General features: G+C 70.6%; 20 protein-coding genes. 9 read left to right on the top strand and 11 right to left on the bottom strand.

Annotated elements, in window-relative coordinates; genetic code table 11:
- Nucleotides 1–113: 113 nt before the first annotated feature.
- Nucleotides 114–410 carry a GYD domain-containing protein gene (locus tag ACNPQM_RS00840; RefSeq protein WP_418082428.1) on the bottom strand — a complete coding sequence of 99 codons (297 nt, stop codon included), beginning with the start codon at nucleotides 408–410 and terminating at the stop codon, nucleotides 114–116.
- A 466-nt stretch (nucleotides 411–876) separates the two neighbouring features.
- Here ACNPQM_RS00840 and ACNPQM_RS00835 point away from each other — a divergent pair, with 466 nt between their 5' ends.
- From ACNPQM_RS00835 to ACNPQM_RS00820, 4 genes are all read left to right on the top strand, one after another.
- Nucleotides 877–2,085 carry a globin domain-containing protein gene (locus tag ACNPQM_RS00835; protein WP_418082427.1) on the top strand — a complete coding sequence of 403 codons (1,209 nt, stop codon included), beginning with the start codon at nucleotides 877–879 and terminating at the stop codon, nucleotides 2,083–2,085.
- A 175-nt stretch (nucleotides 2,086–2,260) separates the two neighbouring features.
- Complete coding sequence (locus tag ACNPQM_RS00830; RefSeq protein WP_418082426.1) at nucleotides 2,261–2,698, top strand: hypothetical protein; 438 nt, start codon at nucleotides 2,261–2,263, stop codon at nucleotides 2,696–2,698.
- Between the two features lie 106 nt (nucleotides 2,699–2,804).
- Nucleotides 2,805–4,154: a DUF1254 domain-containing protein gene (locus tag ACNPQM_RS00825; RefSeq protein ID WP_418082579.1), complete on the top strand. Its 1,350-nt coding sequence runs from the start codon at nucleotides 2,805–2,807 to the stop codon at nucleotides 4,152–4,154.
- A gap of 54 nt (nucleotides 4,155–4,208) precedes the next feature.
- The gene (locus tag ACNPQM_RS00820) at nucleotides 4,209–4,436 is read left to right on the top strand and encodes a DUF2277 domain-containing protein (protein WP_358862430.1); all 228 of its coding nucleotides are present in this window, start codon (nucleotides 4,209–4,211) and stop codon (nucleotides 4,434–4,436) included.
- Here ACNPQM_RS00820 and ACNPQM_RS00815 read toward each other — a convergent pair.
- From ACNPQM_RS00815 to ACNPQM_RS00805, 3 genes are all read right to left on the bottom strand, one after another.
- On the bottom strand, nucleotides 4,423–5,100 hold the full coding sequence (locus tag ACNPQM_RS00815) for a DedA family protein (RefSeq protein WP_418082425.1): 678 nt from the start codon (nucleotides 5,098–5,100) through the stop codon (nucleotides 4,423–4,425). The genes ACNPQM_RS00820 and ACNPQM_RS00815 overlap by 14 nt on opposite strands.
- Nucleotides 5,101–5,492: 392 nt before the next feature.
- Complete coding sequence (locus ACNPQM_RS00810) at nucleotides 5,493–7,181, bottom strand: alkaline phosphatase D family protein (RefSeq protein WP_418082424.1); 1,689 nt, start codon at nucleotides 7,179–7,181, stop codon at nucleotides 5,493–5,495.
- 108 nt (nucleotides 7,182–7,289) lie between these two features.
- A complete protein-coding gene (locus ACNPQM_RS00805; RefSeq protein ID WP_418082423.1) occupies nucleotides 7,290–7,934 on the bottom strand; it encodes an HNH endonuclease family protein in 645 nt (214 codons plus the stop codon).
- Nucleotides 7,935–8,227: 293 nt separating this feature from the next.
- Here ACNPQM_RS00805 and ACNPQM_RS00800 point away from each other — a divergent pair, with 293 nt between their 5' ends.
- Nucleotides 8,228–8,962, top strand: coding sequence for an ABC transporter permease (locus ACNPQM_RS00800; protein ID WP_358862434.1), 735 nt, complete (start codon nucleotides 8,228–8,230; stop codon nucleotides 8,960–8,962).
- A gap of 23 nt (nucleotides 8,963–8,985) precedes the next feature.
- Here ACNPQM_RS00800 and ACNPQM_RS00795 read toward each other — a convergent pair whose 3' ends face one another.
- Together ACNPQM_RS00795 and ACNPQM_RS00790 are read right to left on the bottom strand one after the other, a co-directional pair.
- Entirely contained in the window at nucleotides 8,986–9,648 is a 663-nt protein-coding gene (locus ACNPQM_RS00795) for an HAD-IA family hydrolase (protein WP_418082422.1), read from the bottom strand.
- 186 nt (nucleotides 9,649–9,834) lie between these two features.
- Complete coding sequence (locus ACNPQM_RS00790) at nucleotides 9,835–10,857, bottom strand: peptidoglycan-binding domain-containing protein (RefSeq protein WP_418082421.1); 1,023 nt, start codon at nucleotides 10,855–10,857, stop codon at nucleotides 9,835–9,837.
- A gap of 117 nt (nucleotides 10,858–10,974) precedes the next feature.
- Between ACNPQM_RS00790 and ACNPQM_RS00785 the strand changes: the two genes are divergently transcribed.
- On the top strand, nucleotides 10,975–13,017 hold the full coding sequence (locus ACNPQM_RS00785) for an MFS transporter (RefSeq protein ID WP_418082420.1): 2,043 nt from the start codon (nucleotides 10,975–10,977) through the stop codon (nucleotides 13,015–13,017).
- Between the two features lie 65 nt (nucleotides 13,018–13,082).
- On the opposite strand, the gene ACNPQM_RS00780 is transcribed toward ACNPQM_RS00785, so the two are convergent.
- The 3 genes from ACNPQM_RS00780 to ACNPQM_RS00770 form a co-directional block, all read right to left on the bottom strand.
- Nucleotides 13,083–13,559 (bottom strand): GNAT family N-acetyltransferase, encoded by a 477-nt coding sequence (locus tag ACNPQM_RS00780; RefSeq protein WP_418082419.1) that lies wholly within the window; start codon nucleotides 13,557–13,559, stop codon nucleotides 13,083–13,085.
- Nucleotides 13,560–13,700: 141 nt separating this feature from the next.
- Complete coding sequence (locus ACNPQM_RS00775; protein ID WP_418082577.1) at nucleotides 13,701–14,867, bottom strand: DUF2330 domain-containing protein; 1,167 nt, start codon at nucleotides 14,865–14,867, stop codon at nucleotides 13,701–13,703.
- A 424-nt stretch (nucleotides 14,868–15,291) separates the two neighbouring features.
- A complete protein-coding gene (locus ACNPQM_RS00770) occupies nucleotides 15,292–16,533 on the bottom strand; it encodes an ROK family transcriptional regulator (RefSeq protein WP_418082418.1) in 1,242 nt (413 codons plus the stop codon).
- Between the two features lie 189 nt (nucleotides 16,534–16,722).
- On the opposite strand from ACNPQM_RS00770, the gene ACNPQM_RS00765 reads away from it, so the two are divergent.
- Nucleotides 16,723–19,326 carry an alpha-N-acetylglucosaminidase TIM-barrel domain-containing protein gene (locus ACNPQM_RS00765; protein ID WP_418082417.1) on the top strand — a complete coding sequence of 868 codons (2,604 nt, stop codon included), beginning with the start codon at nucleotides 16,723–16,725 and terminating at the stop codon, nucleotides 19,324–19,326.
- A gap of 303 nt (nucleotides 19,327–19,629) precedes the next feature.
- Here the strand turns inward: ACNPQM_RS00765 and ACNPQM_RS00760 are convergent, their stop codons facing one another.
- The gene (locus ACNPQM_RS00760) at nucleotides 19,630–20,598 is read right to left on the bottom strand and encodes an AEC family transporter (RefSeq protein ID WP_418082416.1); all 969 of its coding nucleotides are present in this window, start codon (nucleotides 20,596–20,598) and stop codon (nucleotides 19,630–19,632) included.
- A gap of 127 nt (nucleotides 20,599–20,725) precedes the next feature.
- Nucleotides 20,726–21,976 (bottom strand): cytochrome P450, encoded by a 1,251-nt coding sequence (locus ACNPQM_RS00755; RefSeq protein WP_358859565.1) that lies wholly within the window; start codon nucleotides 21,974–21,976, stop codon nucleotides 20,726–20,728.
- 293 nt (nucleotides 21,977–22,269) lie between these two features.
- On the opposite strand from ACNPQM_RS00755, the gene ACNPQM_RS00750 reads away from it, so the two are divergent.
- Together ACNPQM_RS00750 and ACNPQM_RS00745 are read left to right on the top strand one after the other, a co-directional pair.
- Entirely contained in the window at nucleotides 22,270–23,448 is a 1,179-nt protein-coding gene (locus ACNPQM_RS00750) for a steroid 3-ketoacyl-CoA thiolase (RefSeq protein ID WP_366690677.1), read from the top strand.
- A gap of 95 nt (nucleotides 23,449–23,543) precedes the next feature.
- Nucleotides 23,544–24,848, top strand: a complete 1,305-nt coding sequence (locus ACNPQM_RS00745) for an alpha/beta hydrolase (RefSeq protein ID WP_418082415.1) — start codon at nucleotides 23,544–23,546, stop codon at nucleotides 24,846–24,848.
- Nucleotides 24,849–24,906: the final 58 nt, after the last annotated feature.

Below are 24,906 nucleotides of genomic sequence, written 5' to 3'. Positions count from 1 at the left end.
CTGGCATGTACGCAGGTGGACACCTCAGGAGGACCCCAGCAGACCGCCAAGACTTGTACTGCGTCCGCAGAGCCGGCTCAGCGGACGCCATCGCACGCAGTGTGTGGAGGTCGTCAGCCAGCAGCCTTGGCGACGATGCGATCCATCTCCTCCTGACCGAAGGCCCGCAGACTCGTGGTACGGACGTTGCCCACTCCGCCGAGCTGCAGGAGTGTCGCGGTGGCCGTTTCCTCGTCGGGTGCCTCGACGACGGCCACCAGGTCGTATGGACCGACGGTCCAGTAGATGTTCAGGAGTTTCGCCCCGAGCTTCTGTGCCGCTGCGGCGAAGGCCTCGGCGCGTTTCGCAGTGTCCTTATAGTTTTGGACCCCTTGATCGGTCCAGTTCAGCAGCGTGACGTACGTCGGCATGTTCTTTCACCTTCATGAGGAAACCCATTGCGAGGCTCAGCCTGGACGTCATGACTGAAGCCTGCACGAGGTGCGCACCCGAACGAGCACGGGGACGGCACCGCGGGGCCTGTCCCTGAGTGGTGGACACTTCGCGGCGGCTCTGTCGGAGTCCGGCCCCCTACGAGCGGCTCAAGCAGAAGACGACCCAGGCGTAAGCGATCAATGTCAGTCGCACAGGCCTGGGCCGACTCGCCCGGCCCTGGAGCGCGTCATAGCCTGGGGGGACAATTCCAGATCCTGACCAGGCAGCAGGCCGCCTCCCGGCAGGCGGCCGCGCGTCCCGGATCGGCCTTGTCGCCGCCGACCCAGAGGGCTCGCTCCATCATCGTCCGGCACCTGTGCGGCCCGCTTCGGCGCCCTCGTGAGACCGCCGCTGTGCAGGGCCCAAGGCCGGGATCTGTACGTCCTCGCTGGAGGGACTGCCATGCTCTCAGACACCTCTCGGCCTGTCGTGGCAGCAACACTGCCGGTCGTCGCCGAGCACATCGGAGAAATCGCCCAGCGCTTCTACCGGCACATGTTCGCCGAGCATCCGGAACTCCTGAACGGCGTCTTCAACCGCGGCAACCAGGTCCACGGAGATCAGCAGCAGGCGCTGGCCGGATCGGTGGCGGCGTTCGCAAGCGGACTGGTGGAATCACCGGAGCGCATCCCCGAGCACCTGCTCTCGCGGATCGCACACAAGCACGCGTCCCTCGGCATCCGTCCCGATCAGTACCAGATCGTCCACGACAACCTGATGTGGGCGATCGCCGACGTCCTGGGCGACGCGGTCACCCCAGAGGTCGCCGCCGCCTGGGACGATGTCTACTGGCTGATGGCCAATGCTCTGATCAACCAGGAACGCGGCCTCTACAGTGCGCGTGGGGTCAGGCCGGAGACGGTATGGCGGCAGTGGAAGGTCGAGAAGAAGATCCGGGAGACTCCCGACGTCATGACCTTCGTGGTCAAGCGGATCGACGACCGCCTGGTGAAGACCTCGCTGCCCGGCCAGTACGTCACTGTGCGGATGACGATGCCGGACGGGGTGCTCCAGCCGCGCCAGTACAGCCTGACCCGGGCCGACGACGGGGAACACCGCCAGTTCTCGGTCAAGCGGGTCCGCGGTGGCGAAGAGCCCGACGGGGAGATGTCGACGCTCCTGCACGACTCGGTGGACGTGGGCGACATCCTGTCGCTGTCGCTGCCGTACGGCGACGTCGTGCTGGACGACTCGGGACGGCCGGTGGTGTTCGCCACGGCGGGCATCGGGATCGCCCCGGTGGCCGGGATGCTCTCGCACCTCGCCAAGGCCGGGTCCGGGCTGGACATCACGCTCCTCCACGCCGATCTCGACGAGCCCTCGTTTCCCCTGCGCCGCCAGGTCGTGAGCGACGTCCTGGAGTTGCGGCGCGCGAAGCTGTACGCCTGGTACGAGAAGGGCGTGGAGAGCATGGAGCCGCTGAACGGGGTCTTCCAGGGGCTGATGAACCCCGCAGCAGCCGATCTGCCCGACGACGCCCTGTACTACCTGTGCGGCCCGCTGCCGTTCATGCAAGGTGTGCGCAGCAGGTTGCTCGAGCGGGGTGTCGCGCCCCAGGACATCCAGTACGAGGTGTTCGGCCCCGACCTCTGGCAGGCGGACCTGGACTAGGGCGTGTTTCGACAGTCCCGCCTGCTGCGCGACGGCTCATGCCCGCGCATTCCCTGTCATGACTGATGCCATGTCGATGCCGTCACTCGTACGGACGCGTCCGGGTGGTCGTGCGGGCGGGTGCCACGCAGGGTCGGATTCGTTCAGTTGTTCCGCTCCGGTCAAGGAGACTCCCATGGCACAGTCTGCTCCCGCCCCCGGTTACCGGCGCACCTCCGACTCCTTGGATGAGAATCCCTGGGCGGCGGGGGGAGTCTTGTTCGCCGGTGTTCTGCTGATGGTGGACGGCGCCATGGGGATCATCAAGGGGATCTCCGGTATCGCGTCCGACGAGGTCTACAAGCGCATCAGCAAATACACCTTCAAGTTCGATGTGACGGGCTGGGGCTGGATCCACCTCGTGCTCGGCGTGATTCTCGCGCTCGTCGGCTGGAGCATTCTCAAGGGTGCCGGCTGGGCCAGGGCGACGGGTGTGGTGCTGGCTGCGCTCAACATGATCGCCAATTTCATGTGGCTGCCCTACCAGCCGATCTGGGCGGTCATCTCCCTCGCGATCGACGGGTTCGTGATCTGGGCCCTGTGCACCGCCCCTTCGAAGGCGGTCATCCAGTGACGGCGGGAGCAGCGCGTGCGACGGCGGCAGCGGAGGCTTGGATCCGGGGCTGTCCGCTGCTGCGGTGCTCACCGTGAGCGGCCGTGGCAGGGAAGGCGTGCAGGTGATGGGCGAACCGAACGGGCAGGGCGAAGACCTGGTAGCTCTTGCCGCCGAGGCGTACGTGTACGGGTATCCGCTGGTCGTCGGCCTGTCGACGGTCGAGAGATCGATGCAGGAGGGCCTCGGCCCGCTGGCACCGACCCCGTTGAACCACTTCGCGCACGCGGGGCCATGGGCCGGCCCCGATGTGCATGCCGTCTCCGTCGACAACGACACCGCTCATTCGATCGCCCAACTGGACCTGTCCGGAGGGCCGATCCGGCTGCATGTCCCGGACACCGCCGGGGCCTACCACGTGCTGCAGTTCGTGGACGCCTGGACCAACAACTTCGCCTACGTGGGGCGCCGGGCCACCGGCACCGGCGCGGGTGACTGGCTCATCGTGCCGCCGGGCTGGTCGGGCAGGGAGCCCAGCGGGCTGCGCGGGGTGATCGATGCGCCGACCTCCGTCGTCTCGGTCATCGCGCGCAACGTCCTCGGCGGTCCGGACGACATGACGCGGGTGCGGGCGCTCCAGGAGCAGTACACGCTCACGTATCTCGAACCCGGCACGCACCGGACGGGGCTGCCGGCGCCCGACCCCGACGTACCGGCGGAGCTGCGGTTCTTCGAGCAGCTCAGGGTGTGGATGGCCGACTATCCACCGGCCGCCGGCGACTGTGCGTACCAGGACCGGTTCCAGCCCCTGGGGCTGCTGGAGGAGGGGCCCTCGCCGTACGTCTCCGCCGATTCCACTCTCGTCCGCGCACTCACCGAGGGGATGGCGCAGGGCGGGGAGCGGGTCGAGGCGGCTGCCCGGCCGAGCACGGTGACGGGCGGGGGATGGGGGATGGATCCGCATCTCTTCGACTACAACCTCGACCACTTCGGGGTGGGGACGATCGGCTCCCCGGAGTGGAGGATCGCCGACCGGGAGGCGTCCTACCTGGTCAGAGCGGTGGCGGCGCGCGTGGCTCTGTGGGGGAGCCACGGGTACGAGGAGGTGCGCGCGCGCACCTCCCACGACGCCGACGGCAATCCGCTGAGCGGTGTGCACTCCTATGTGATGCGCTTCGAGCAGCCGCCGCCGGTGGAAGCGTTCTGGTCCGTGACCGTGTGCGACACGCCGGATCACCAGCCCGTCGCACACCCGGCGGGCCGGCACTCGCTCGGGGACCGCACCCCCGGGCTGGTACACGGGGCCGACGGGTCGCTGACGGTCCACATCAGCAAGGAGCCGCCGACGGATCCTGCCGCAGCGGCGAACTGGCTGCCCGCGCCCGACGGGAAGTTCCGGCCCGTGCTCAGGTTCTGCATGCCGGGGCGCGCGATCATCGACGGCAGCTATGAGCTCCCTGCCATCGAACTGAGCTGACCCGGGTCTCCCGTGTCCCGGCCCGTTGTCAGTGGGTCGGTCCACACTGGAGTCATGTGCCGCAGCATCAAGACCCTTCGCCCGCCCGCCATCCCCGAGGAGGCCACCGAGGAGGACATCCGGGCGGCCGCCCTGCAGTTCGTGCGCAAGGTGTCCGGCTTCCGGGCTCCGGCCGCGCACAACCAGGAGGTGTTCGACCGGGCCGTGGACGAGATCGCCGCAGCGACCGCCAGACTCATGGACGGTCTTGAGGTGCGGGGGGCGGTCGTCAGGACGCCGTAGAAGCCGAAGCGGGTGCTGGAGCGGATGCCGTGGCGGCCGCCGCTCCAGGGCGGCGCATGAGGTACGCGGCGAGGGCGCCTGCCATGAACAGGGCCAGGACCGAGACCGCCGTACTCAGCCATGTCGTGCCCAGCCACTGGCCGCCGAAGTAGCCGAGGCCCACGCTGTAGCCCGCCCAGGCCACACCGGCCAGCGCCGACCAGGGCAGGAACTCCTTCACCTTGCGGTGCGCGGCGCCCGCGCCCAGGGAGACGACCGAGCGGCCGGCCGGTGCGAAGCGGGCGATGACGACGAGGATGCCTCCGCCGCGGCTCAGAGCCGCGCCGAGGCGTTCCTGTGCGGTGGTGAGGCGGCGGGAGCGGGCAATCGCCCGGTCCAGGCGGTCGCCGCCGCGCCAGGCCAGCCGGTACGCGACGAGGTCGCCGAGCACCGAGGCGGCGGCCGCGCTCAGGATCAGGGCGAGGAGCGACGGCACCTGGGGGACCTCTCCGGGGCTGCCTGCCGTGCCCACGACCGTGGTCGAGCCGGCGGCGGCGGCCGTCGCAGCGGTGATCACCAGGACCCCGCTGGGGAGGACGGGCAGGAAGACGTCCAGGAGCACCGAGAGGGCGACCACGGCATAGATCCATGGGCTGCCGGTCAGCGCACCCACACTCTCAAGCACCTTCTACTCCCCGATTCGTTTCAACGCCGCGACGTCGCAGGGGAGCGGCAGGAGCGGCAGGGCCAGCTGTACAGCGTACGCCTGCCGTTTACCTGAACATCATCGAAGTCCTGAGGATGTTGTGTACCTCACGCGTCACATCTGCACCGTGGGGGAGCGGCGCCCTGTCCCCACTGCCGGCACGGGGCCGGGCATCCGGGGCCGGGCCTGGGATCGGGTCCTGACCGGCCGCGCCGGCGCGCGGGCGCGGTCCTCACTGCGGTCCGCGTCGGTCCGCAGGGCGGGGAGAGCGCCTTCGGTCCGGTGGGGCCGTGAACCGATTGAGCACCTCAGGCCGGGGAAATTCGCGAGTCTGTGCCTGTTCAACATTTCGTCGGACGGTCGAAAACTGCCTACGCGTCGGTGGTCAGTTCCTGGTCCAGTACCGTCTCCAGCTGCGCGCCTGCGCCGTTCCCTTTGGCGTGAACCAATATCAGTGCAGCTTTCCGGCCACGCAGGGTGAGAGTCATCAGCTGATTGCCGAACCACGGTCCGCCGGTCTTCTGCCACTGGATCGGTGACGGACCCGTCCGTCCGTGCCGCGCCAGTGCTCGCCCCAGCCACCGTCCCGCCCGGCTCCAGCCGAAGCGGAATCCCGCCTTGAGCACACCGGGTACCGAGTTGTGCACGGGAGAGCAGGTCAGCTGCAGGATGCGCGCCCCGGGCGCAGCGCCCGGGGCGTCGGCCGGCCACGAGGGCTCCGCGATGTACGCGTGGTGCACATCGCCGGACAGCACGCACACCGTCGCCGGAGCGTCAGGGCCGCTCCCCGCCTCCCGGATCAGCTCGGTCAGCCGGCGGAACGAGGCGGGGAACGCCGCCCAATGTTCCAGATCGGAGCGGCGGCGCAGATTCTCGCCGAACCGCGCCCACCGCCCGCCGGGCCCACTCCGCTCGCCGCGGCACAGCGCGGCGTCCCACTCCTCCGCGTCATGGATGAGTGGCGGAAGCAGCCACGGCAACGACGTACCGATCAAGAGGTGGTCGTACGAGCCGGGGTCGGCGAGCGCCTCCTCGCGCACCCAGCGTGCCTCCTCGGCGTCGAGCATCGACCGCTGCTCCTCGTCGAGAACGCGAGCCGCGCGGGTGTCCACCATCAGCAGCCGTACCCGGCCGAAAGCGCGTCGGTAGCTCCACCGGGTACCGGCGGGTTCGGCGTCCGCCTCGGCGGCGAAGCGGCGCAGTGGCTCCGTGCCGTCCGGCACCGCCCGCACCTCGGCGTAGAGCGGGTCCGCGGCCAGGGCGGTGGGGGAGAGATTGCCGAGGTGCTGGTAGACCCAGTACGAGGCCAGCCCGCTGACGATCCGCTCGTGCCACCAGGGGGTCGCCCGGACATCGGTGAGCCAGGCGGCGCTGGTGTTCCAGTCGTCCACGACGTCGTGATCGTCGAAGATCATGCAGCTGGGGACGGTCGAGAGCAGCCAGCGCACCTCGGGGTCACGCCAGGACTCGTCGTAGAGGTAGGTGTACTCCTCGTAGTCCGCGACCTCGGCCCCCGGCGGTTCGTCCAGGTCCCGGCGTGCGGCGAGGCGGCGGCGGGTCGCCTTCGACGTCTCGTCGGCGTACACCTGGTCGCCGAGCAGGAGCAGTACGTCGGGGCGTACGGCACCGGGGTCGGCGGCGAGCCGGGCGGCGAGGGCGCCCAGGGCGTCGGGGCCGGTGGTGTCGGGCTCGCCGGAGGGGGGAGCCGCCCAGCGGCAGGACCCGAAGGAGATCCGGACGGGCCGATCCCCGGTGTCATCGGCCGATGCCGGCGGCGTGGTGATGGTGCTCCGGGGGAAGCCGGAGTCCTCGAGCGGCCAGACCCGGCGGCCGTCGAGCAGCACCTCGTACGCGGTGGTCGAGTCCGGGGTCAGACCGGTCACCACCACCAGCGCGTAGTGGTGACCGGCGATCGCGAACGTCCGGGACGAGCCGGACGCCCCGGACGCGCATCGGACTTCGGCCGTGGTGGGCCGGTCGGCCTCCACCCAGACGGTCGCGGTGGAGCCCGTCTCCCAGTCGACGTATCGCAGCAGCGGTCCCAGGCGCAGCCCGGCCATGGTGTGCCCTCCTCGCGTCGTCCCGCACGGGCGGAGCTCACGGGCCCGTACGGTACGGGCGGCTCCGTACCGTACGGAACGACGGAGAGGGGCCGGGCGGTTCCGGGGTCAGCAGCCGTTCAGGACCGACTGGAGCGCACTCTTCTCCGCGGAGTCGACGGTCAGGTTGTAGTAGTGCTTCACGTGCACCCAGGCGCGCACATAGGTGCACCGGTACGCGGTACGCGACGGCAGCCACTCGGCCGGGTCCTGATCGCCTTTGGACTGGTTGACGTTGTCCGTGACCGCGATGAGCTGGGGGCGCGTCAGATCGTTGGCGTACGCCTGGCGTTGGGCGGTGGTCCAGCTGCTCGCGCCGGAGCGCCAGGCCTCGGCGAGTGGGACCATGTGGTCGATGTCCAGGTCGGAGGCGGCGGTCCAGGTGGCGCCGTCGTACTCCGAGTACCAACTGCCGCTGACGGCGGCGCAGCTGGAGTCCTGGACGACGTTCGTGCCGTCGCGCTTCAGGACGACCTCGCGGGTGTTGCAGGTGCCCGACTGGGTGATCCAGTGCGGGAACTTGTCCCGGCTGTAGCCGGTCGACGAGCCTTCCGCCGACACCGTCAGCTCGCTCAGATAGGTGCGGGCGGTGGCGGCGCTGACCGGGGTGGGCATGGCCGCCTCGGCGGTGGGTGCGGTGAGCAGCCCCGTGGTTGCGGCAAGTGCGGCGGATGCGACGACCACACCTATACGACGCGCGTAGACACTTGACATGCGAACTCCCTTGATGTGGGGGGATCTTGGACGGGCGACCTGTGGAGCCCGGCCATCGTGGCGGCGCCAGGTTTCTGTGGGGTGGGCGCCAGGTAACAGGGTGGCGACATGAGCACGTCACATCAAGGGCTGGGGTGGACCGGTCTGCGGTGTGAGGCTGCACGGGGGGAAATGCGCGGGCCGTGCGGATGTTCGTGGCCCGTGGGGGCGCCCGGGCCCGTACGCGCGGCAGATGAGGAAGCAGGGGCTGGCGTGTCGACAGGTCCCGGATGCCGGGGCCTTATGGTTGCCGCGTGCTGCTTCCGGTCAACATCACGCTCGGCATCGTCCTCGCCGTGCTGCTCGTGGCGGCCGCCGCCGTCGCCGCCTGGGCCTCGCTCGGCCGGTCGCGCGAGATCGTTCTCGCAGGGCTGCGCGCCGCGGTCCAACTCGCCGCCGTCTCCGTGCTCATCGGCTGGGTGGTCCGCTCGCTGCCGCCGCTGCTCTGCTTCGTGGCGCTGATGTACGCCGTGGCGGTACGGACCGCCGGACGTCGGATCACCGGGAACCGCACCTGGTGGTGGGCGGCTGTGCCGATCGCCGCGGGGGTCACGCCGGTGGTCGCCCTGCTGCTGCTCACCGGGCTCCTGCCGGTCCGGGGCATCGCGCTGATCCCGGTGGCGGGCATTCTCATCGGGGGTGCGCTCACCGCGACCGTACTCGGCGGACGGCGGGCGCTGGACGAACTGACCACACGGCGCGGGGAGGTGGAGGCGGGAATGGCGCTCGGGCTGCTCGACCGCGACGCCCGGCTGGAGATCGCCCGGCCCGCGGCCTCGGACGCGCTGCTGCCGGGGCTGGACCAGACGCGGACGGTAGGGCTCGTCACGCTGCCCGGGGCGTTCGTGGGCATGCTGCTGGGCGGCGCCTCACCGGTTCAGGCGGGGGCCGTGCAACTGTTCGTCCTGGTGGCGCTGATGGCCGTACAGGCGGTGGCCGTTGCCACGGTGCTGGAACTGGTGGCGCGGGGGCGGCTGAGCCGCGACTGAGTCCCGGGGAGGTCTTCCCGGGGTCAGAGGGCCCGAATGTGCAGACGGATCGAGCCGTCGGCCGGCGCCTCCACCCGGATCTGCGTCAGATCCCCGACGTGCGCGTCCGGCGCCAGTGCCGCGGCGCGCGGGCCCACGCCCACGACGCGCATCCCGGCCGCCCGGCCTGCCGCGATACCCGCCTCCGAGTCCTCGAAGACGATGCAGTCGGCCGGGGCGAAGCCCAGTTCGGCCGCACCTTTGAGGAAGCCCTCGGGGTCGGGCTTGCTGGCGCCGACGCATTCCGCCGTGACGCGGGTGGCCGGCATCCGCAGTCCGGCCGCCGCCATCCGGGCCTGGGCGAGCGCCTCGTCGGCGGAGGTCACCAGGGCGTGCGGGAGCGTGGCGATCGCGTCCATGAAGGCCGCGGCGCCGCCGATCGGGACCACGCCGTCGGTGTCGGCGGTCTCCTCGGCGAGCATGACCCGGTTGTCGGCGTAGTTCTGTTCCATCGGCCGGTCGGGCAGGAGTACCGCCATGGTGGCGTACCCCTGCCGCCCGTGGACCACCTTGAGTGCGGCCTCGGGGTCCAGTCCCTCCCGCAGCGCCCAGCGCCGCCAGCAGCGCTCCACCACCGCGTCGGAGTTCACGAGTGTGCCGTCCATGTCGAGCAGGAGGGCGCGTGCGGTGAGGACGGTGGCCGGCATCGGCGGGCTCCAGGGCGCGGGGGAGGAGGGCGGCGTGGGTGAAGAGAACAAGCGGTCCCGCCCGCCGGTCAGGGGGTGCGGGCGAGGACCACTTTGTTCCATCACGATACAAAATCCTGCCCGCGAAAGCGAATCCCTTCCCGAATACGGGAGGAGAGGGACAGCTCCCAGGGGCCGGCCGCCTCCTCAGGAGTGACCGCGGCCCGTCGTCTCCCCCTCCAGTGCGCTCCGGGTGCTCGGGCCGTAGACACCCGGCGGGTCGCCCTCGATGGACTTGTACGACTGGTAGACGCGTACGGCGCTCTCGACCCGGTCCGAGTAGTTGCCGTTGTCGGGTCCGTGGTAGAGCGACACCTCCCGCAGCCGCCGTTGCAGCTCGGTCACCTCGGGGCCGTGGTCGCCGCGCTGCAGCGTGCGGCCCTGCGGTTCTTCGAGCGACGGGGCCGTCGAGGCCGCGGTGGGCTGCGAGACCGTCGCCGATACCGACGGGGCGGGCGGGCGCGAAGAGGCAGCGGATGCGGAGGGTGAGAGCGAGGTGCTCGCAGACGCGGAGGCGGAGACGGATGCGGACGGCGATGCCGAAGCCGACGGGGAGGAGGATGCGGTCGCGGACGCCGACGGCGATGCGTCCGGTGAAAGGGGCGCATCGGGGACGCTCGACACCCGGGGACTCGGGAGCGCCCGGTCGCGCTCGGAGTCCCCGTCCCCGTCCCCACCGAACAGGCCTCCGGCGAACGCCGCGGTGCCCACCACGCCGATCACGGCCGCGCCGACCGCGAGCGCCGCGAAGGGCCGTCGGCGGCGTGGCCGCACCGGGTCCACCGGGCCCACCAGGTCCACGGTCATGTCGTCCGTACGCGGATCATCCGCCCCGGCACTCTCCTGCGGCGGAGGCGGCAGAGGCGACAGAGGCGACAGAGGCGGCAGATCCACCGGCGCCGCCCGGTCGAGGAAGAGCGGCATGGTCATGGCGGCGTCCGCCGAGGAGGCGTCCGCGGGCGCCTCGTCGCCCCCCAGCGTCACGTACGGCCGGATCCGCAGGGGATCGAAGTCCTCCGCCGCCTCGGTCTCCGCCCGCTCGGCCGCACGCCGTGCCGCGCGCTCCGCGCACCCGCACCGGGGCCCGGCGGCTCCGCCGTGCGGTCCCCCGCCTCGTGCGTCCGTCGCTCTGTCGTCCGTGCCGCATTCCGGGCAGACATGTCCGGTCATTGTGGGTCCCTCCCCTTGAACTGCCTGTGATTATGCAGTCCGCCACGGTGATGCCCCAACAGGCCATAACCGTCCACAACGGCCAGGATGGGATGTAGCGGAACCGAGGAGATGTTCATGGCTCACCGGCTGAACCCCCCGGCCCTGGCCCCTGGCGAAGGCCGTTCACAGCGGACGGTCCTGGTCGCCATCGGTGCCCTGCTCCTCGGCATGCTGCTCGCCGCACTCGACCAGACCATCGTCTCCACCGCCCTGCCGACCATCGTCAGCGAACTCGGCGGCCTGGAGCATCTGTCCTGGGTGGTCACCGCCTATCTGCTCGCGTCGACCGCCGCGACCCCGCTCTGGGGCAAGCTCGGCGACCAGTACGGCCGCAAGAAGCTCTTCCAGACCGCCATCGTCATCTTCCTCATCGGCTCCGCGCTCTGCGGCATGGCCCAGAACATGCCGCAACTGATCGCCTTCCGCGGTCTCCAGGGCCTCGGCGGCGGCGGCCTGATGGTGCTCTCGATGGCGATCGTCGGTGACCTCGTCGCCCCGCGCGAACGCGGCAAGTACCAGGGGCTGTTCGGCGCGGTCTTCGGTATGACGAGCATTCTCGGACCGCTGCTCGGCGGCCTCTTCACCGAACACCTCAGCTGGCGCTGGGTGTTCTACATCAACCTGCCGATCGGCGTCGTCGCCCTGCTCGTCATCGCCGCCGTGCTGCACATCCCGGTCCGTCACGCCAAGCACACCATCGACTACCTGGGCACCTTCCTCATCGCCTCCGTCGCCACCTGCCTGGTTCTCGTCGCCTCGCTGGGCGGATCGACCTGGGCCTGGGGCTCGGTGCAGATCATCGGACTCGCCGTCGTCAGTGTGGTGCTGCTGATCGCCTTCGGGTACGTCGAGCGGCGCGCCGCCGAACCCGTACTGCCGCTGAAGCTGTTCCGGATCCGGACCTTCAGCCTCGTCGCCGTGATCAGTTTCGTCATCGGATTCGCGATGTTCGGAGCGATGACGTATCTGCCGACGTTCCTGCAGGTCGTGCACAACATCTCGCCGACCCTGTCCGGTGTGCACATGCTGCCGATGGTGCTCGGTCTTCTCCTCACCTCGACCGTGTCCGGCCAGGTCGTCAGCCGTACGGGCCGGTGGAAGGTCTTCCCGATCCTCGGTACCGGCATCACCGCGATCGGCCTGCAGCTCCTGCACCGGCTCACGGAGCACAGCAGCACCTGGCAGATGAGCGCCTACTTCTTCGTCTTCGGTGCCGGGCTCGGTCTCGTGATGCAGGTCCTCGTGCTGGTCGCGCAGAACGCCGTCGCCTACGAGGACCTCGGCGTCGCGACCTCGGGGGCCACGTTCTTCCGCTCCATCGGTGCCTCGTTCGGTGTCGCCGTCTTCGGCACGATCTTCACCAACCGGCTCACCGGCAAACTCGGCGCGGCCCTCTCTGGCGTCACGCTGCCACCGGGCATCGACGCCGGGCGACTGGCCGCCGACCCGCGCGCCATCTCCCAGCTGCCGCCCGCGCTGAGGGCCCCGGTGATCCACGCGTACTCGACCTCGATCACCGACGTCTTCGTGTACGCGGCGCCCGTCGTCCTGGTCGCCTTCGTCATCGCCTGGTTCCTCAAGGAGGACAGGCTGCGCGGCTCGGTGACGGCCCCCGACAGCACCGAGACCCTGGCCTCGAACCCGGTCGAGCGTTCCTCGTACGACGAATGCGCACGGGCCCTGTCGGTGCTCGCCACCCGCGAGGGGCGCCGCGACGTCTATGTGAGGATCACCGAGCGTGCGGGGTACGATCTGCTGCCCGCGGCCAGCTGGATGCTGCTGCGCATCAAGCGGCACGGCGCCGTCGAACCCGCGTTGCTCGCCGATGCCACCCCTGTACCGGTGCGCGTGATCAGCGATGCGGCGCGACAGCTGGAGGAGCGCGGTCTGGCCCGGCGCGAAGGGGTGCAGCTGGTGCTCACCGACCGTGGTTCGGAGGCCGTGGAGAGGCTCGCGGAAGCGCGTGAGGAGTTGCTGGCCGAGCTGTTGGGCGACTGGTGGGGGCCGGAGCGGCCGACCGACCTGGTCGGACTCGTCGCGGAGCTGACCGCCGAGACGACCGGATCGAGCAGGGAACAGCCGCGCTGCCCGGAGCCGAGGCGGGACCACGCACTCTGACCCGGGCCCGGGGATCCTCCGGCCGGACCCCGGCCGGAGGACAGCTCCCGGTCACAGCGTCCGGGTCACAGCTCCTTGGCGAACCAGTGCTCGGCGTACTGCCGCCGATGGAACGCGGGCACCTCCCGGTAGCCGTGCTTGGCATACAACCCGCGCGCCTCCACCAGATCGTTGCGGGTGTCCAGCCGGATCTGCCGTACGCCGAAGGCGCGCGCCGCACTCTCGACGGCCGCCAGCAGCAACCCGCCGCCGCCCGTCCCACGGAACTCGGGGCGCACGAACACGCGGGTGAGCTCCGCGGTGTCCGCGTTCACCAGGAGCAGCCCGGCACAGGACGCGGGCCTTCCGTCGAATCTGCCGACGACGAACGCGCCGGTCGGTCCCGTGAGCAGGTCGGCGCCGTCGCCGGAGAGCCCCTCGTCGATCTCCTCCGCGGTCGCGGGCCGCTGCCAGTAGCGGCTGGCGACCTCGTCGTAGTAGTCACGGCGCAGGGCGCCCGCGTCGGGAGAGTCGAAGCGTTCGGAGGTCACGGTCCACGTCATGGGCGCCATTGTGACCTGGGCATGACCGGGGAGCCCAACGGTTTCTCGTGCCCTTCCCGGCCAGCTCTGCCCCGTCGCGCCGGGCAAACATTGCCGGTCACGGCACCAGTGCCGGGACCGGCAGCACGTCCAGCCGCGCGCTCACGCCGGCGGCGTTGGGACCGTGACCGGCGGCGGGGGCAGCACAGGGCGCCGCCGGCGCGCCCGGACGCCCAGCAGCCCCGCCACGGCGGCGACCAGCACGACACCCAGGAGGGCCAGCAGCCAGGCCGGGACGCCGGCCACGGTCAGCAGCTCGTTCCGGTAGGTCATGGTCCGGTACGGGGTGTCGGCGGCGCCGGCCCGCAGTTCGTGATCCCCGTCGATCCGCTCCGGGTGCGGGAACGACTGCTCGATCGCGGTGACGAAAACCGGCTTTCCGCCCGCCAGCTCCCGGATCGCCCCGGTGGCCGTGAAGTTCGCCGATGAGGCTGTCGAAGCAGCCGGGTCGACCTTCCCCGCGTACGTCACCCGCGGCGCCTCCCCGCCGATCGCGCCGGCCGGCTCCATCCGGTGGGCGGCCAGCACGTACAGCCCCAGCGACTGCGGTGTCGCTGCGAGCTTCGACAGCCTCATCGGGTAGACGAGCCGCTCGCTCGCGAAGCTCAGCCGCAGCGGGTCGAGCTCGCCCAGCAGGAGTGCGCCCTTCTCCCTGGGGGCGAGGCGGACGGCCACGTACTCCCACTTCCGGTCGACGTACGGCTGCAACGCGGTCGCCAGCCGGTCGGGCAGCTCGAAACCGTTCCGCCGCAGCCAGGTCTGCAGCGCCTCGGGGTCGGTCGCCGTCAGCCGCGCCACATCGAACGGACCGAGCCGCTCCCGCCCGACGACCCCCACCGGCGGTGCGCCGGCCGCGGACGGCGGTGCCGCGGCGTCCACGCCGTCTCCGGAATCGGCGAACGGCCAGTCTCCGGAGCGTGGCCAGAAATAGTGCCGGGTCGCGAGCACCGGCGCGGTGAGGGTTTCGAGTTCCGAGAAGAGCGCCTGATCACCGAGTTCGACGGAGGCGCGGTGCGGTACGGGCATGATCCAGGCAGCCTCCGGGGCGTCCCCGCGGACCGTCAGCCGCATGACGATCTGCTCGGTGCGGCCGTCCCAGCCGACCACCGATGTCTCCCGGTCCACGGTGACGTGCGCGTCCTTGCCGGGGACCATCGCCCCACAGCCGCATGCGTACGCCGGGCCGATCAACGATCCGAGCTGCAGCGAGGCCAGAATCAACAGCAGCGACAGCGCGCGGATTCCCCACGAACCTCGCTTCCCCCGCATCCACCGCATGAACCGCGTTCCTCCCCGTGTCCGTCGTGCCCCGTCGCGACCGGCCGATCAGTCGACCAGGGGGACAGACGTCGGAGTGAACGGTCCGGTTCCGGCCACTGTGTCCGGGCCCGATGAGGCACTCCTGCGTTCTCTCGAGCTCTCCGCGATCATCGCCACGGCCAGCCACTGGGTGCTCGACGCGGTGGGGCGGGGCGCTGGTCATCGGGACCGGATCCCTGCTGACATGCGTCCTGGCGGGGCCGCGGAGGCTGCAACCCGTGGCGGGGCCGCCGGCCGCGGCGGACGGCACGACGTCCGCGGACCACGTGCAGGAGGGGACCGGCGAGGCGGTGGGCAGCAAGCGCTGACCGGGCCGCACCCGGTCCTGCTCCGCCAGGGCGCGGGCCGGGGCGGTTGCCGGCCGAGGTCTTCGTCAGCCGAGGCCCTGGTACGCCGCCGTCACGCGTTCCTCGGCGACGTCGAGGGCATGGCGCACCGCACCCAGGGCGACCGCCCGCTCGCCCGACACCGAGGCTTCCACGACGACCGGTACCAGGGTGTGCGACCGCAGATGCCGGCGCACGGGGTCGAGGAGGACGTCCCCGGCCCGTGACACCCCGCCGCCGATGACGATCCGGCCGGGATCGAGCACCAGCACCAGTGCGGCCAGTCCTCGGGCGAAGCGGGCCGCCACCCGGTCCACCACGTCGACGGCCGCCGGGTCGCCCGCCCGGGCCGCCGTGAAGAGCGGCGCGATGTCGTGGGCGTCACCGACCGCCACACCCGCCTCCAGGGCCAGTCGGTGAATCGCCTCGGCCCCGACGAGCTGCTCGAACGGTCCCATGCCGTCGGCCGGACGCGGTCCTGGAGGGGCGTCCGGCTCGCGCACCAGGTCGATGAAGCCCAGCTCACCCGCCGCCGCCGAATTGCCTCGGTAGGGCCTGCCGTTGATGACGATGCCGGTGCCGATCCGGCGGCCCCACTGGACGAAGACCAGACAGTCGGTGCCCGCCTGCGCACCTGCGCCGGTATCGGCCGCCGTGCCGCGCCGGAGTTCCGCGAGCACGGCGAGATTCACGTCGTTGTCGATGGTCACCGGGCAGTGCAGCCAGTCGCGCAGCAGCGACACCGCCGGCAGCCCGGCCCAGTGGGGGATGCTGGGGGCCAGCAGCACCTCGCCCCGTTCGCGGTCGACGATGCCGGGGGTCCCCGCGCTCACGGCCCACAGGTCCGGCAGCGGTACCCCGGCCTCGGCGGCTGCCGCGGTCAGCGTGCTCCGCGCCGTGGCGAAGAGCTGGGGCCCGGCCGCGCCCCGGTCCACGGCCGCGCGATGGGAGGCCAGCACCTGGCCCGCCAAGTCCGCGATCAGCACCAGCACTTTGTGGGGGCCGATGTCGATTCCGGCGACGTACCCCGACTCGGTGCGGAACCTGGCGTACTGGGCCGGCCGGCCGAGCTGCGGGGATCCGGCGGCCGCGGTGAACTCCACCAGGCCGCAGTCCCTCAGCTCGGTCAGTGCCCTCGTCACCGCGGGCCGCGAAAGGCCGGTGAGGGAGGCGAGGTCGGTGACGCGCGCGGTCGGCGCGTCGCCCTCCCGCAGTGCGGCCAGGACCGCGGCGACGTTCATCCGGCGAAGGACATGCGGACCGGTGGCCGCGGCTCTTCCGACTGGCATATGCGTCAACTCCCCTGACCCACCGTGCTGTCGGCACTGTATCCAGCACGCCCGGAACCCGGACCGTCCGTCCTCTTGACGGCCGCATGGCGCCCAACTCATATTAACGAATGCTCCGTTACTAATTCTGATGAGCACGGTCACATGTCCCGGCAACTCCCGCATCCCTTCACCGGACGAGGTCACCCTTTGAGAAGCCTCAGATCCTGGGCCGTCGCCTGCACGGCCGCCCTCGCTGTCGTCGCCACGGTCCTGAGCGCCCCCGCCGTCACTGCGGAAACCGGGCCGGCGTCGGCCCCCCGCGGTACGCCGGCCTTCGCCCCCGAACCGGCCGAGGAGGCGCTGGCGCGCCTGCTGCCGCACCATGTCACGCAGTTCGACCTGGTGCCGGTGAACCGCCCGCCCTCCGGTGACTACTTCACCGTCTCCGGCACCACCGGCAAGGTGCGCGTCCAGGGCACCAGCCCCGCCGTGCTGCTCAGCGGCGTCAACTGGTACCTGAAATACACGGCCAAGGTGGACGTCGGCTGGCCCGGTGACAGCACGTCGAAGCTGCCGAAGAAGCTTCCCGCGCCCACCGGGACCATCCGCCAGGACGCCTCGGTGCCGCACCGGTTCGCCCTGAACGACACGGACGACGGCTACTCCGGTGCGTACCGTGACTGGGCCTCCTACGAGAAGCAGATCGACGTCCTGGCCCTGCACGGCGTCAACGAGGTCTTCGTGCAGATGGGCGCGGACGCCGTGTACTACGACACCTTCCAGGAGTTCGGGTACACGAAGGAGCAGTTGAAGTCCTGGATACCGGGTCCGGCGCACCAGCCGTGGTGGCTGATGCAGAACATGTCCGGCTTCGGCGGGCCGGTCACGGACCGGCTGCTGGCGCAGCGTGCACAGCTCGGCCGCAAGATCGCAGACCGGCTGCGCCGGCTCGGGATGACGCCCGTCCTGCCCGGCTACTACGGCACGGTCCCGCCCGGGTTCACGGACCGGAACCCCACCGGCCCGGTGGTTCCGCAGGGTGGCTGGGTCGGCTTCGAACGGCCGGACTGGCTGGACCCGCGCAGCGAGATGTACCCCAAGGTCGCCGAGGCGTTCTACCGTCACCAGCGCACGCTGTTCGGTGACTCCACCCTGTACAAGATGGATCTGCTGCACGAGGGCGGCAAGCCCGGCAACGTGCCCATCGGGGACGCCGCCAGGGCCGTCATGAACGCCCTGCAGACTGCGCACCCGGGCGCCACCTGGGTCCTGCTCGGCTGGCAGAGCAACCCCTCCACCCAGCTCATCGACGCGGTCGACCGGAGCAAGCTGTTCATCGTGGACGGACTGTCCGACCGCTACAACGGCCTCGACCGCGAAGCCGCCTGGCACGGAACCCCCTACGCCTTCGGCACCATCCCCAACTTCGGCGGGCATACCACCATGGGCGCCAACACCGCCGTCTGGACCGCACGGTTCCACGAGTGGCGCACCAAGCCGAACAGCGCGCTCCGGGGGATCGCCTACCTCCCGGAAGGGACCGGCGGCAACCCCGTTGCCTACGAGCTGTTCACCGAACTCGCCTGGCATGCGGGCCCGGTGGACCGGACGGCCTGGTTCGCCGACTACGCGGAGCGTCGCTACGGCGGCGCCGACCCGCATGCCGCCAAGGCCTGGGAACTGCTGCGTACCGGCCCCTACAGCACTCCGTCCGGCAGCTGGAGCGAGTCCCAGGACAGCCTCTTCACCGCGCGCCCCTCACTGACCGCCGGTACCGCGGCCAGCTGGAGCCCCTCGTCCATGCGGTACGACGCGTCGACGGTGCAGCGCGCACTCACGGAGCTGCTGCAGGTCGCCCCGGAGCTGCGGAAGTCCGATGCGTACCGCTTCGACGTGGTGGATGTGGCCCGGCAGGCCCTGGCCAACCGCAGCCGCACGCTGCTGCCGCAGATCAGGGCGGCGTACGAGGGGAAGAACCTTGCCCTGTACAGGCAGCGGGCCACCGAATGGAAGCAGGACCTCGCCCTGCTGGACCGGCTGCTGGCCACCGACAGCCGGTTCATGCTGGGGCCCTGGCTGCAGGACGCCAGGTCCTGGGGACGCACCGACACGGAGCGGGCGGCCGCGGAATTCGACGCCCGCTCGATCCTCACCACCTGGGGTGACCGGTCCGGCAGCGAATCCGGCGGGCTGCGCGACTACGCGAACCGTGAATGGTCGGGACTGGTCTCCGACTTCTACGCCAAGCGCTGGACGGTGTATCTCGACTCCCTGGACGCGGCCCTGGTCACAGGGCAGCCGCCGGCCGTGATCGACTGGTTCGCGCGGGACAACGCCTGGAACCTGGAGCGCACGAGCTACCCGGTGCGGCCCGGGGGCGACCCGGTGCAGCTGGCCGATACCGTACGCACAGCCCTTCCGGCACCCGTCGTACCGGGCCCGATCACCGGCATCGGCGGCAGGTGCGTTGCTCCCGAAGGCGGCTCGGCCGCCGACGGAACCGCCCTGCAGCTCTCCGCCTGCGACGGCAGCCCCGGTCAGACCTGGACCGTGCCGGGCGACGGCACGGTGGTCGCGTACGGCAAGTGCATGGACGTCCGCAACGGGGCGACGGCCGACGGCACCGTCGTCCAGCTCTACCAGTGCAACGGCACCCCGGCCCAGTCCTGGACCGCGTTGTCCGACGGCACCCTGCGCAACGTCAAGTCGGCGCTGTGCCTGCACGCCGAGGCCGGTGCCACGGACAGCGCGCGTCTGCTGATCCGGACCTGTGGAACAGCCGCCGAACAGCAGTGGAGGCTCCCCGGATAGCCGGTGCCCTGGGCACCTAGGGCGTGTTTCGAAAGTCCCGCCTGCCGGGCGGCATTTGGCACGCACGCTCGCTGCGTTGTCGGGTCGCCCCGATACGACCGGTATCGGGGCGACCCTCCGCCTTGCGAGCGCACGCACCAGAGGCCGCCCGGCCCGCCCTACGGGCGGACGACGCTCCTTTCGAAACACGCCCTAGGGCCGGAGGGGTGCCGGGACGAACCGCATCGTCCCGGCACCCCTTCGGCGTGGATCGCCGCGTATTCCAGCATCCGCCTGTCCGAGGAGGCCCGCCACTCGAACGGCTCAGGGGCCGGGCGGTACCAGCGCCCAGGCGGCCAGCGACAGCGTGGCCATGGACACGACCGTGGATGCCACCACGGAGTTGCGGGCGAGGCTGGTGTCCAGGCCGTACTGGCGGGCGTAGATGAAGGCGTTCTGGGCGGTCGGGAGCGCGGAACAGAGGACCACGGCGAGCAACTGGTGGTCCGGCAGGTGCAGCAGCGGGCCGCCGACCAGGAAGGCGATCAGGGGCTGGACCAGCGTCTTCAGCACGACCGCCAGACCCACTTCCGTACGCCCTGCAGGCACCGTCGTCGCGGTCGTTGCCGGATCCGGGCGGCCGTGCAGGGACAGGCCGAGGGTGATCAGGGCGGTGGGCACGGCGGCCGCGCCGAGCAGATCACAGGAGTGTTCGAGGGCGTGCGGCAGCCGTACCCCGAGCGCGGAGACGACGACGCCGAGCATCGAGGCCATGATGATCGGATTGCGTACGGGCATGGTCACCATCCGGCGCAGCGCGGCGCCCTTTCCGGAGCCCGCCCCCGTACCGGTGTCCAGCAGCGTCAGGATCACGGGGGAGACCAGCAGCACCTGGAAGAGGATGATCTGGGCGACGAACGACGCGTCACCGAGCACCTGGACCGCCAACGGGATACCCAGATTGGCGGAGTTGACGTAGCCGGACGCCATGCTGCTGATCGCCTGGTCGGCCGTCTTGCGGCCGAAGAAGCGCCGGGCGAGCACGAAGCCGAGGGCGGACACGAGCGCCGTGCCCGTCCCGAACGCCACCATCGAGGAGTTGGCGAAGGCGTCCAGCCGCGCACCGGAGACCATCGTGAACAGCGCCGCGGGCATGGCCACATGGAAGACGAACCGGCCGAGTACGGCTTCCGCCTGCTCGCCGAGCAGGCCACTGCGGCCGACCGCGTAGCCGGTCGCGGTGAGTATCCAGATCGGAGTGAAGGCGGAGAGCAGGGCATGCATGGACGCCATGATCCTCGGACCGTTGTGCACTGCCTGTACCGGGGCGCGGCGGGCGGAAGGGGACAGGGCGCGGACGGGCGGCAGGGGCCGGGGCGTGGAAGGGCCGGCCCCCGCCGTCCGGGAATCTGCGAGCCGGTCAGCCGGCGGCGGTACTGACCTGGAGCTGCTTGATTCCGTTCAGCCAGGCGGAGCGCAGCCGCCGCGGGTCCTCGACCAGCCGCAGATCGGGCAGTACGTCCGCGATCGCGTTGAAGATCAGGTCGATCTCCATGACGGCGAGGGACTTGCCGAGACAGAAGTGCGGTCCGCCGCCACCGAATCCGAGATGGGGGTTGGGGTCCCGGGAGATGTCGAAGAGTTCCGGGCTCTCGAAGACCTCGGGGTCGTTGTTGGCGGAGGAGTAGAACAGCCCGACCCGTTCGCCCTTCTTGATCTGCTGCCCGCCCAGTTCGAGGTCCTGGGTGGCGGTCCGCTGGAAGGAGACCACGGGGGTGGCCCAGCGCACGATCTCCTCGGCGGCGGTCTCCGGGCGCTCGCGCTTGTAGCGCTCCCACTCCTCGGGGTGGGTGAGGAAGGCGTGCATGCCGTGGCTGATGGCGTTCCGGGTGGTCTCGTTGCCGGCGACGGCGAGGAGGATCACGAAGAAACCGAACTCGTCCGAGGAGAGGTTGCCTTCGCCCTCCGCGGCGACCAGCTGGGAGACGATGTCCTTGGCGGGGCACTCCTTGCGTGCCGCTGCCAGGTTCATCGCGTACGAGACGATCTCCATGGCCGCCTCGGCGCCGACCTCTTCGGTGATCGCGTACTCGGGATCGTCGTACGCCGCCATCTTGTTGGACCAGTCGAAGATCTTCGACCGGTCCTCCTGCGGTACGCCGATGAGCTCGGCGATGGCTTGGAGCGGCAGTTCGACGGCGATATGGGTGACGAAGTCGAACGAACCGTCGTCGTCGGCGGAGGCGAGGGCCGTCTCGACGATCGACCGGGCGCGGCTGCGCAGCGCCTGTTCCAGGGAACGGATGGCGCGGGGGGTGAAGCCGCGCTGGACGATCTGCCGGACGCGGGTGTGCTCGGGCGGGTCCATGTTCAGCATGATCAGCTTCTGGACGTCGATCTGATCGCGGCTGATCGTCTCGTTGAAGCGGATGACCGCGGTGTTGGTGTGGGAAGAGAACAGTTCAGGGTGTGTGGAGACGTACTTGACGTCCGCGTGCCGGGTAACCACCCAGTAGCCCTCGTCGTCGAAACCGGAGACACCGGCCGGCTGGGTGCACCACCAGACCGGGGCGGTCTCTCTCATCCGGGCGAACTCCGGGTGTGGGATGCGGGCTTGGAGCAGGTCGGGATCGGTGAAGTCGAACCCTTCGGGCAGATGGGGGCAGGGCATCGGCAACTCCAGGTCGGTCCGAGGGGCGCCCGAAGATTGCCTGACGACCCATCAGATATTGCCCGCAACGTAGTAACGAGTTCTACAACTCGCAAGAGCTGTGGCTCGATCTGTTGCGCGGGGGGGTGCGTGCGGGGGTGTGTGCGAGCTTCGAAATGCGCCCATTGTGTGTGCACGGCTCTTGCGTACCGGGGGTAAGCCTCATAAGACTGCTTGCAGAACTAGAACGCGTACTAGTTCCTTCCGTGGGCGCCGGGACGCCCCCTGCGGAAGCGCGAGGAGAGGACGAGCTCATGGCCGCGGAACCCGTCATCGTCGAAGCCGTACGCACCCCCATCGGCAAGCGCGGAGGCGCGCTCGCCAATCTGCATCCCGCCTATCTGCTGGGCGAGACCTACCGTGAACTTCTCGGACGCACCGGCATCCCTGCGGACTGCGTGGAACAGATCGTCGGCGGTACGGTCACCCACGCCGGCGAACAGTCCATGAACCCGGCGCGCAACGCCTGGCTCACCGTGGGCCTTCCGTACGAGACCGCCGCCACCACCGTGGACTGCCAGTGCGGTTCCTCGCAGCAGGCCTCCCACATGGTCGCCAACATGGTCGCGGCCGGGGTCATCGACATCGGCATCAGCTGCGGTGTCGAGGCGATGTCGCGCGTGCCGCTGGGCAGCGGATCCAAGCACGGCCCGGGGAAGCCCTGGCCGGACGAGTGGAACGTCGACCTGCCCAACCAGTTCGAGGCTGCCGAGCGCATCGCCCGCAAGCGGGGCCTCACGCGGGAGAACGTCGACTCGCTCGGGCTGATCTCCCAGGAACGGGCGGCCGTGGCCTGGGCCGAGGAGCGGTTCAAACGGGAGACGTACGCGGTCCAGGTGCCGACCACCGAGGAGGAGCAGGCAGCCGGTCAGGGCATGTGGCGTCTCGTCGACCGGGACGAGGGGCTGCGGGACACCACGATGGAGGGGCTCGCCCGGCTCAAGCCGGTCATGCCCACAGCAATCCACACCGCCGGCAACGCCTCGCAGATATCCGACGGCGCCTGCGCGATCATGTGGGCGTCCAAGCGGATGGCGCGGGCCCTCAAGCTCAAGCCGCGCGCCCGGATCGTCGCCCAGGCGCTCGTCGGTTCCGACCCGCACTTCCACCTCGACGGGCCGATCGACGCGACCCGCGCGGTGCTGGGCAAGGCCGGGATGTCGCTCAAGGACATCGACCTCGTCGAGATCAACGAGGCGTTCGCGTCGGTGGTGCTGAGCTGGGCCCAGGTCTTCGAGCGGGACCTCGACGGGCTCGCGAAGGTCAACGTCAACGGCGGCGCCATCGCGCTCGGCCACCCGGTGGGCGCCACCGGGGCCCGGCTCATCACCACGGCACTGCATGAACTGGAGCGCCGCGACAAGGAGTTCGCGCTCATCACCATGTGTGCGGGCGGGGCACTGGCCACCGGCACGATCATTCAGCGGCTGTGAGGATTCCCCCCGGCCAGGGTGGTGGTGTTAGGTGCACCCCGGTCGGGGGGCCATGCCGCTGTCGGAGCCGCTCGCGGTTGCATAGCGTCACGGCCATGGAAAACAAGAACGGCAAGACGTGCAGCAACACCCCTTCTCTCAGGAAGGGTTGGACCGGTGCCCGGCGGGGACTGGCGGTCGCCACGGTCATGGCCCTCGCCGCCCTCGGTGCCGCGCCCGCCGTGGCCCAGCAGGCCGGACCGGCGGACGGGGGCTCCCACATCACCCGCGCCACCGGACGGGGAGCGCTCCTCGCCGTCACGCCCGTCGCCGCTCTCGGCCGCACCGACGTCAGCGCCTTCCTCGCCTCGGGAGGCATCGACACGGGCACCGTCCGCTACGGCGTACGCGCCTACCGCCTCACGTACCGCACCCTCACCCCGCAGGGCGAACCCACCACCGCCACCGGCCTGTTCGTCCTCCCCGGCGGGGGCGCCGACCGCCTCGATCTGGTCTCCGACACCCACGGCACGATGGTCCACCGCGACTACGCGCCCTCCGTCGGCGAGGACTTCGGCCGGTTCGCCCCGTACCTGCACGCCTCGGCCGGCCGCGCCGTCGCCGCGCCCGACTATCTCGGCCTCGGCAAGGGGCCGGGCCCGCACCCGTACATGGACACCGCGTCCTCCGTCACCGCCTCCCTCGACATGCTGCGTGCCTCCCGCACCGCGGCGCGGGAATTGGGACGCCCCCTCACGGGCGAGGTGTACGCCAGCGGCTTCTCCCAGGGCGGCCAGGTCGCGGTGGCTCTGGCCAAGGCCCTCGCCGACGGCGCGGACCGGCACTTCAGGCTGCGGGCGCTGGCGCCGGTCTCGGGGCCGTACGACCTCCAGGGCGCGGAGACGCCCGCCATGTTCGACGGCCGGATCAACGACATCAGCGCGGTTTTCTACATGTCGTACTTCCTCACCGCGCAGAACCGGCTGCACCCGCTCTACAAGGACCCGTCGGAGCTCTTCCGTGAGCCGTACGCGGACGTCGTCGAGAACCTCTTCGACACCCACCACTTCGAGGAGGACATCATCCCGGCGCTGCCCGGCACGCTGAAGGAACTCCTCACCGACAAGGCCTATCAGGACCTGCAGCATCCGACGGGAGCGCTGCGCGACGTGCTGAAGGCCCAGGACGGTCAGTGCGACTGGAAGCCCGACGTGCCCGTGCGGCTCTACTCGTCAGCCGCGGACCGGGACGTGGCCATCGCCAACTCCCATAACTGTGCCGCCGGCTTCGCTGCGCACGGTGCGCGGGTGCCGGTGATCGACCAGGGGTCGACCGATCACAATGGGACGTTCATGAAGTCCGGCCCGCAGATCGTCCGCTGGTTCGACACGATCGGGGCAGCGGGACCGCGTCACCGCTGATCGGGCCGGGCCGGACCTGGAGCCGACGGAGGGCCGACGGCGGCCGGCCACCGCGAAC

Source organism: Streptomyces sp. NPDC056231, from assembly GCF_048270745.1.
Taxonomy (GTDB): Bacteria; Actinomycetota; Actinomycetes; order Streptomycetales; family Streptomycetaceae; genus Streptomyces.
Note: the sequence above shows the minus strand (reverse complement) of the source record. Positions and strands in the feature narration are given on the sequence as shown.

Bases quoted from the DNA above. Each gene is read 5' to 3' on its own strand.
- ACNPQM_RS00840 (WP_418082428.1), bottom strand. From the start codon at position 410: ATGCCGACGTACGTCACGCTGCTGAACTGGACCGATCAAGGGGTCCAA.
- ACNPQM_RS00835 (WP_418082427.1), top strand. From the start codon at position 877: ATGCTCTCAGACACCTCTCGGCCTGTCGTGGCAGCAACACTGCCGGTC.
- ACNPQM_RS00830 (WP_418082426.1), top strand. From the start codon at position 2,261: ATGGCACAGTCTGCTCCCGCCCCCGGTTACCGGCGCACCTCCGACTCC.
- ACNPQM_RS00825 (WP_418082579.1), top strand. From the start codon at position 2,805: ATGGGCGAACCGAACGGGCAGGGCGAAGACCTGGTAGCTCTTGCCGCC.
- ACNPQM_RS00820 (WP_358862430.1), top strand. From the start codon at position 4,209: ATGTGCCGCAGCATCAAGACCCTTCGCCCGCCCGCCATCCCCGAGGAG.
- ACNPQM_RS00810 (WP_418082424.1), bottom strand. From the start codon at position 7,181: ATGGCCGGGCTGCGCCTGGGACCGCTGCTGCGATACGTCGACTGGGAG.
- ACNPQM_RS00805 (WP_418082423.1), bottom strand. From the start codon at position 7,934: ATGTCAAGTGTCTACGCGCGTCGTATAGGTGTGGTCGTCGCATCCGCC.
- ACNPQM_RS00795 (WP_418082422.1), bottom strand. From the start codon at position 9,648: ATGCCGGCCACCGTCCTCACCGCACGCGCCCTCCTGCTCGACATGGAC.
- ACNPQM_RS00790 (WP_418082421.1), bottom strand. From the start codon at position 10,857: ATGACCGGACATGTCTGCCCGGAATGCGGCACGGACGACAGAGCGACG.
- ACNPQM_RS00785 (WP_418082420.1), top strand. From the start codon at position 10,975: ATGGCTCACCGGCTGAACCCCCCGGCCCTGGCCCCTGGCGAAGGCCGT.
- ACNPQM_RS00780 (WP_418082419.1), bottom strand. From the start codon at position 13,559: ATGACGTGGACCGTGACCTCCGAACGCTTCGACTCTCCCGACGCGGGC.
- ACNPQM_RS00775 (WP_418082577.1), bottom strand. From the start codon at position 14,867: ATGCGGGGGAAGCGAGGTTCGTGGGGAATCCGCGCGCTGTCGCTGCTG.
- ACNPQM_RS00770 (WP_418082418.1), bottom strand. From the start codon at position 16,533: ATGCCAGTCGGAAGAGCCGCGGCCACCGGTCCGCATGTCCTTCGCCGG.
- ACNPQM_RS00760 (WP_418082416.1), bottom strand. From the start codon at position 20,598: ATGGCGTCCATGCATGCCCTGCTCTCCGCCTTCACTCCGATCTGGATA.
- ACNPQM_RS00755 (WP_358859565.1), bottom strand. From the start codon at position 21,976: ATGCCCTGCCCCCATCTGCCCGAAGGGTTCGACTTCACCGATCCCGAC.
- ACNPQM_RS00750 (WP_366690677.1), top strand. From the start codon at position 22,270: ATGGCCGCGGAACCCGTCATCGTCGAAGCCGTACGCACCCCCATCGGC.
- ACNPQM_RS00745 (WP_418082415.1), top strand. From the start codon at position 23,544: ATGGAAAACAAGAACGGCAAGACGTGCAGCAACACCCCTTCTCTCAGG.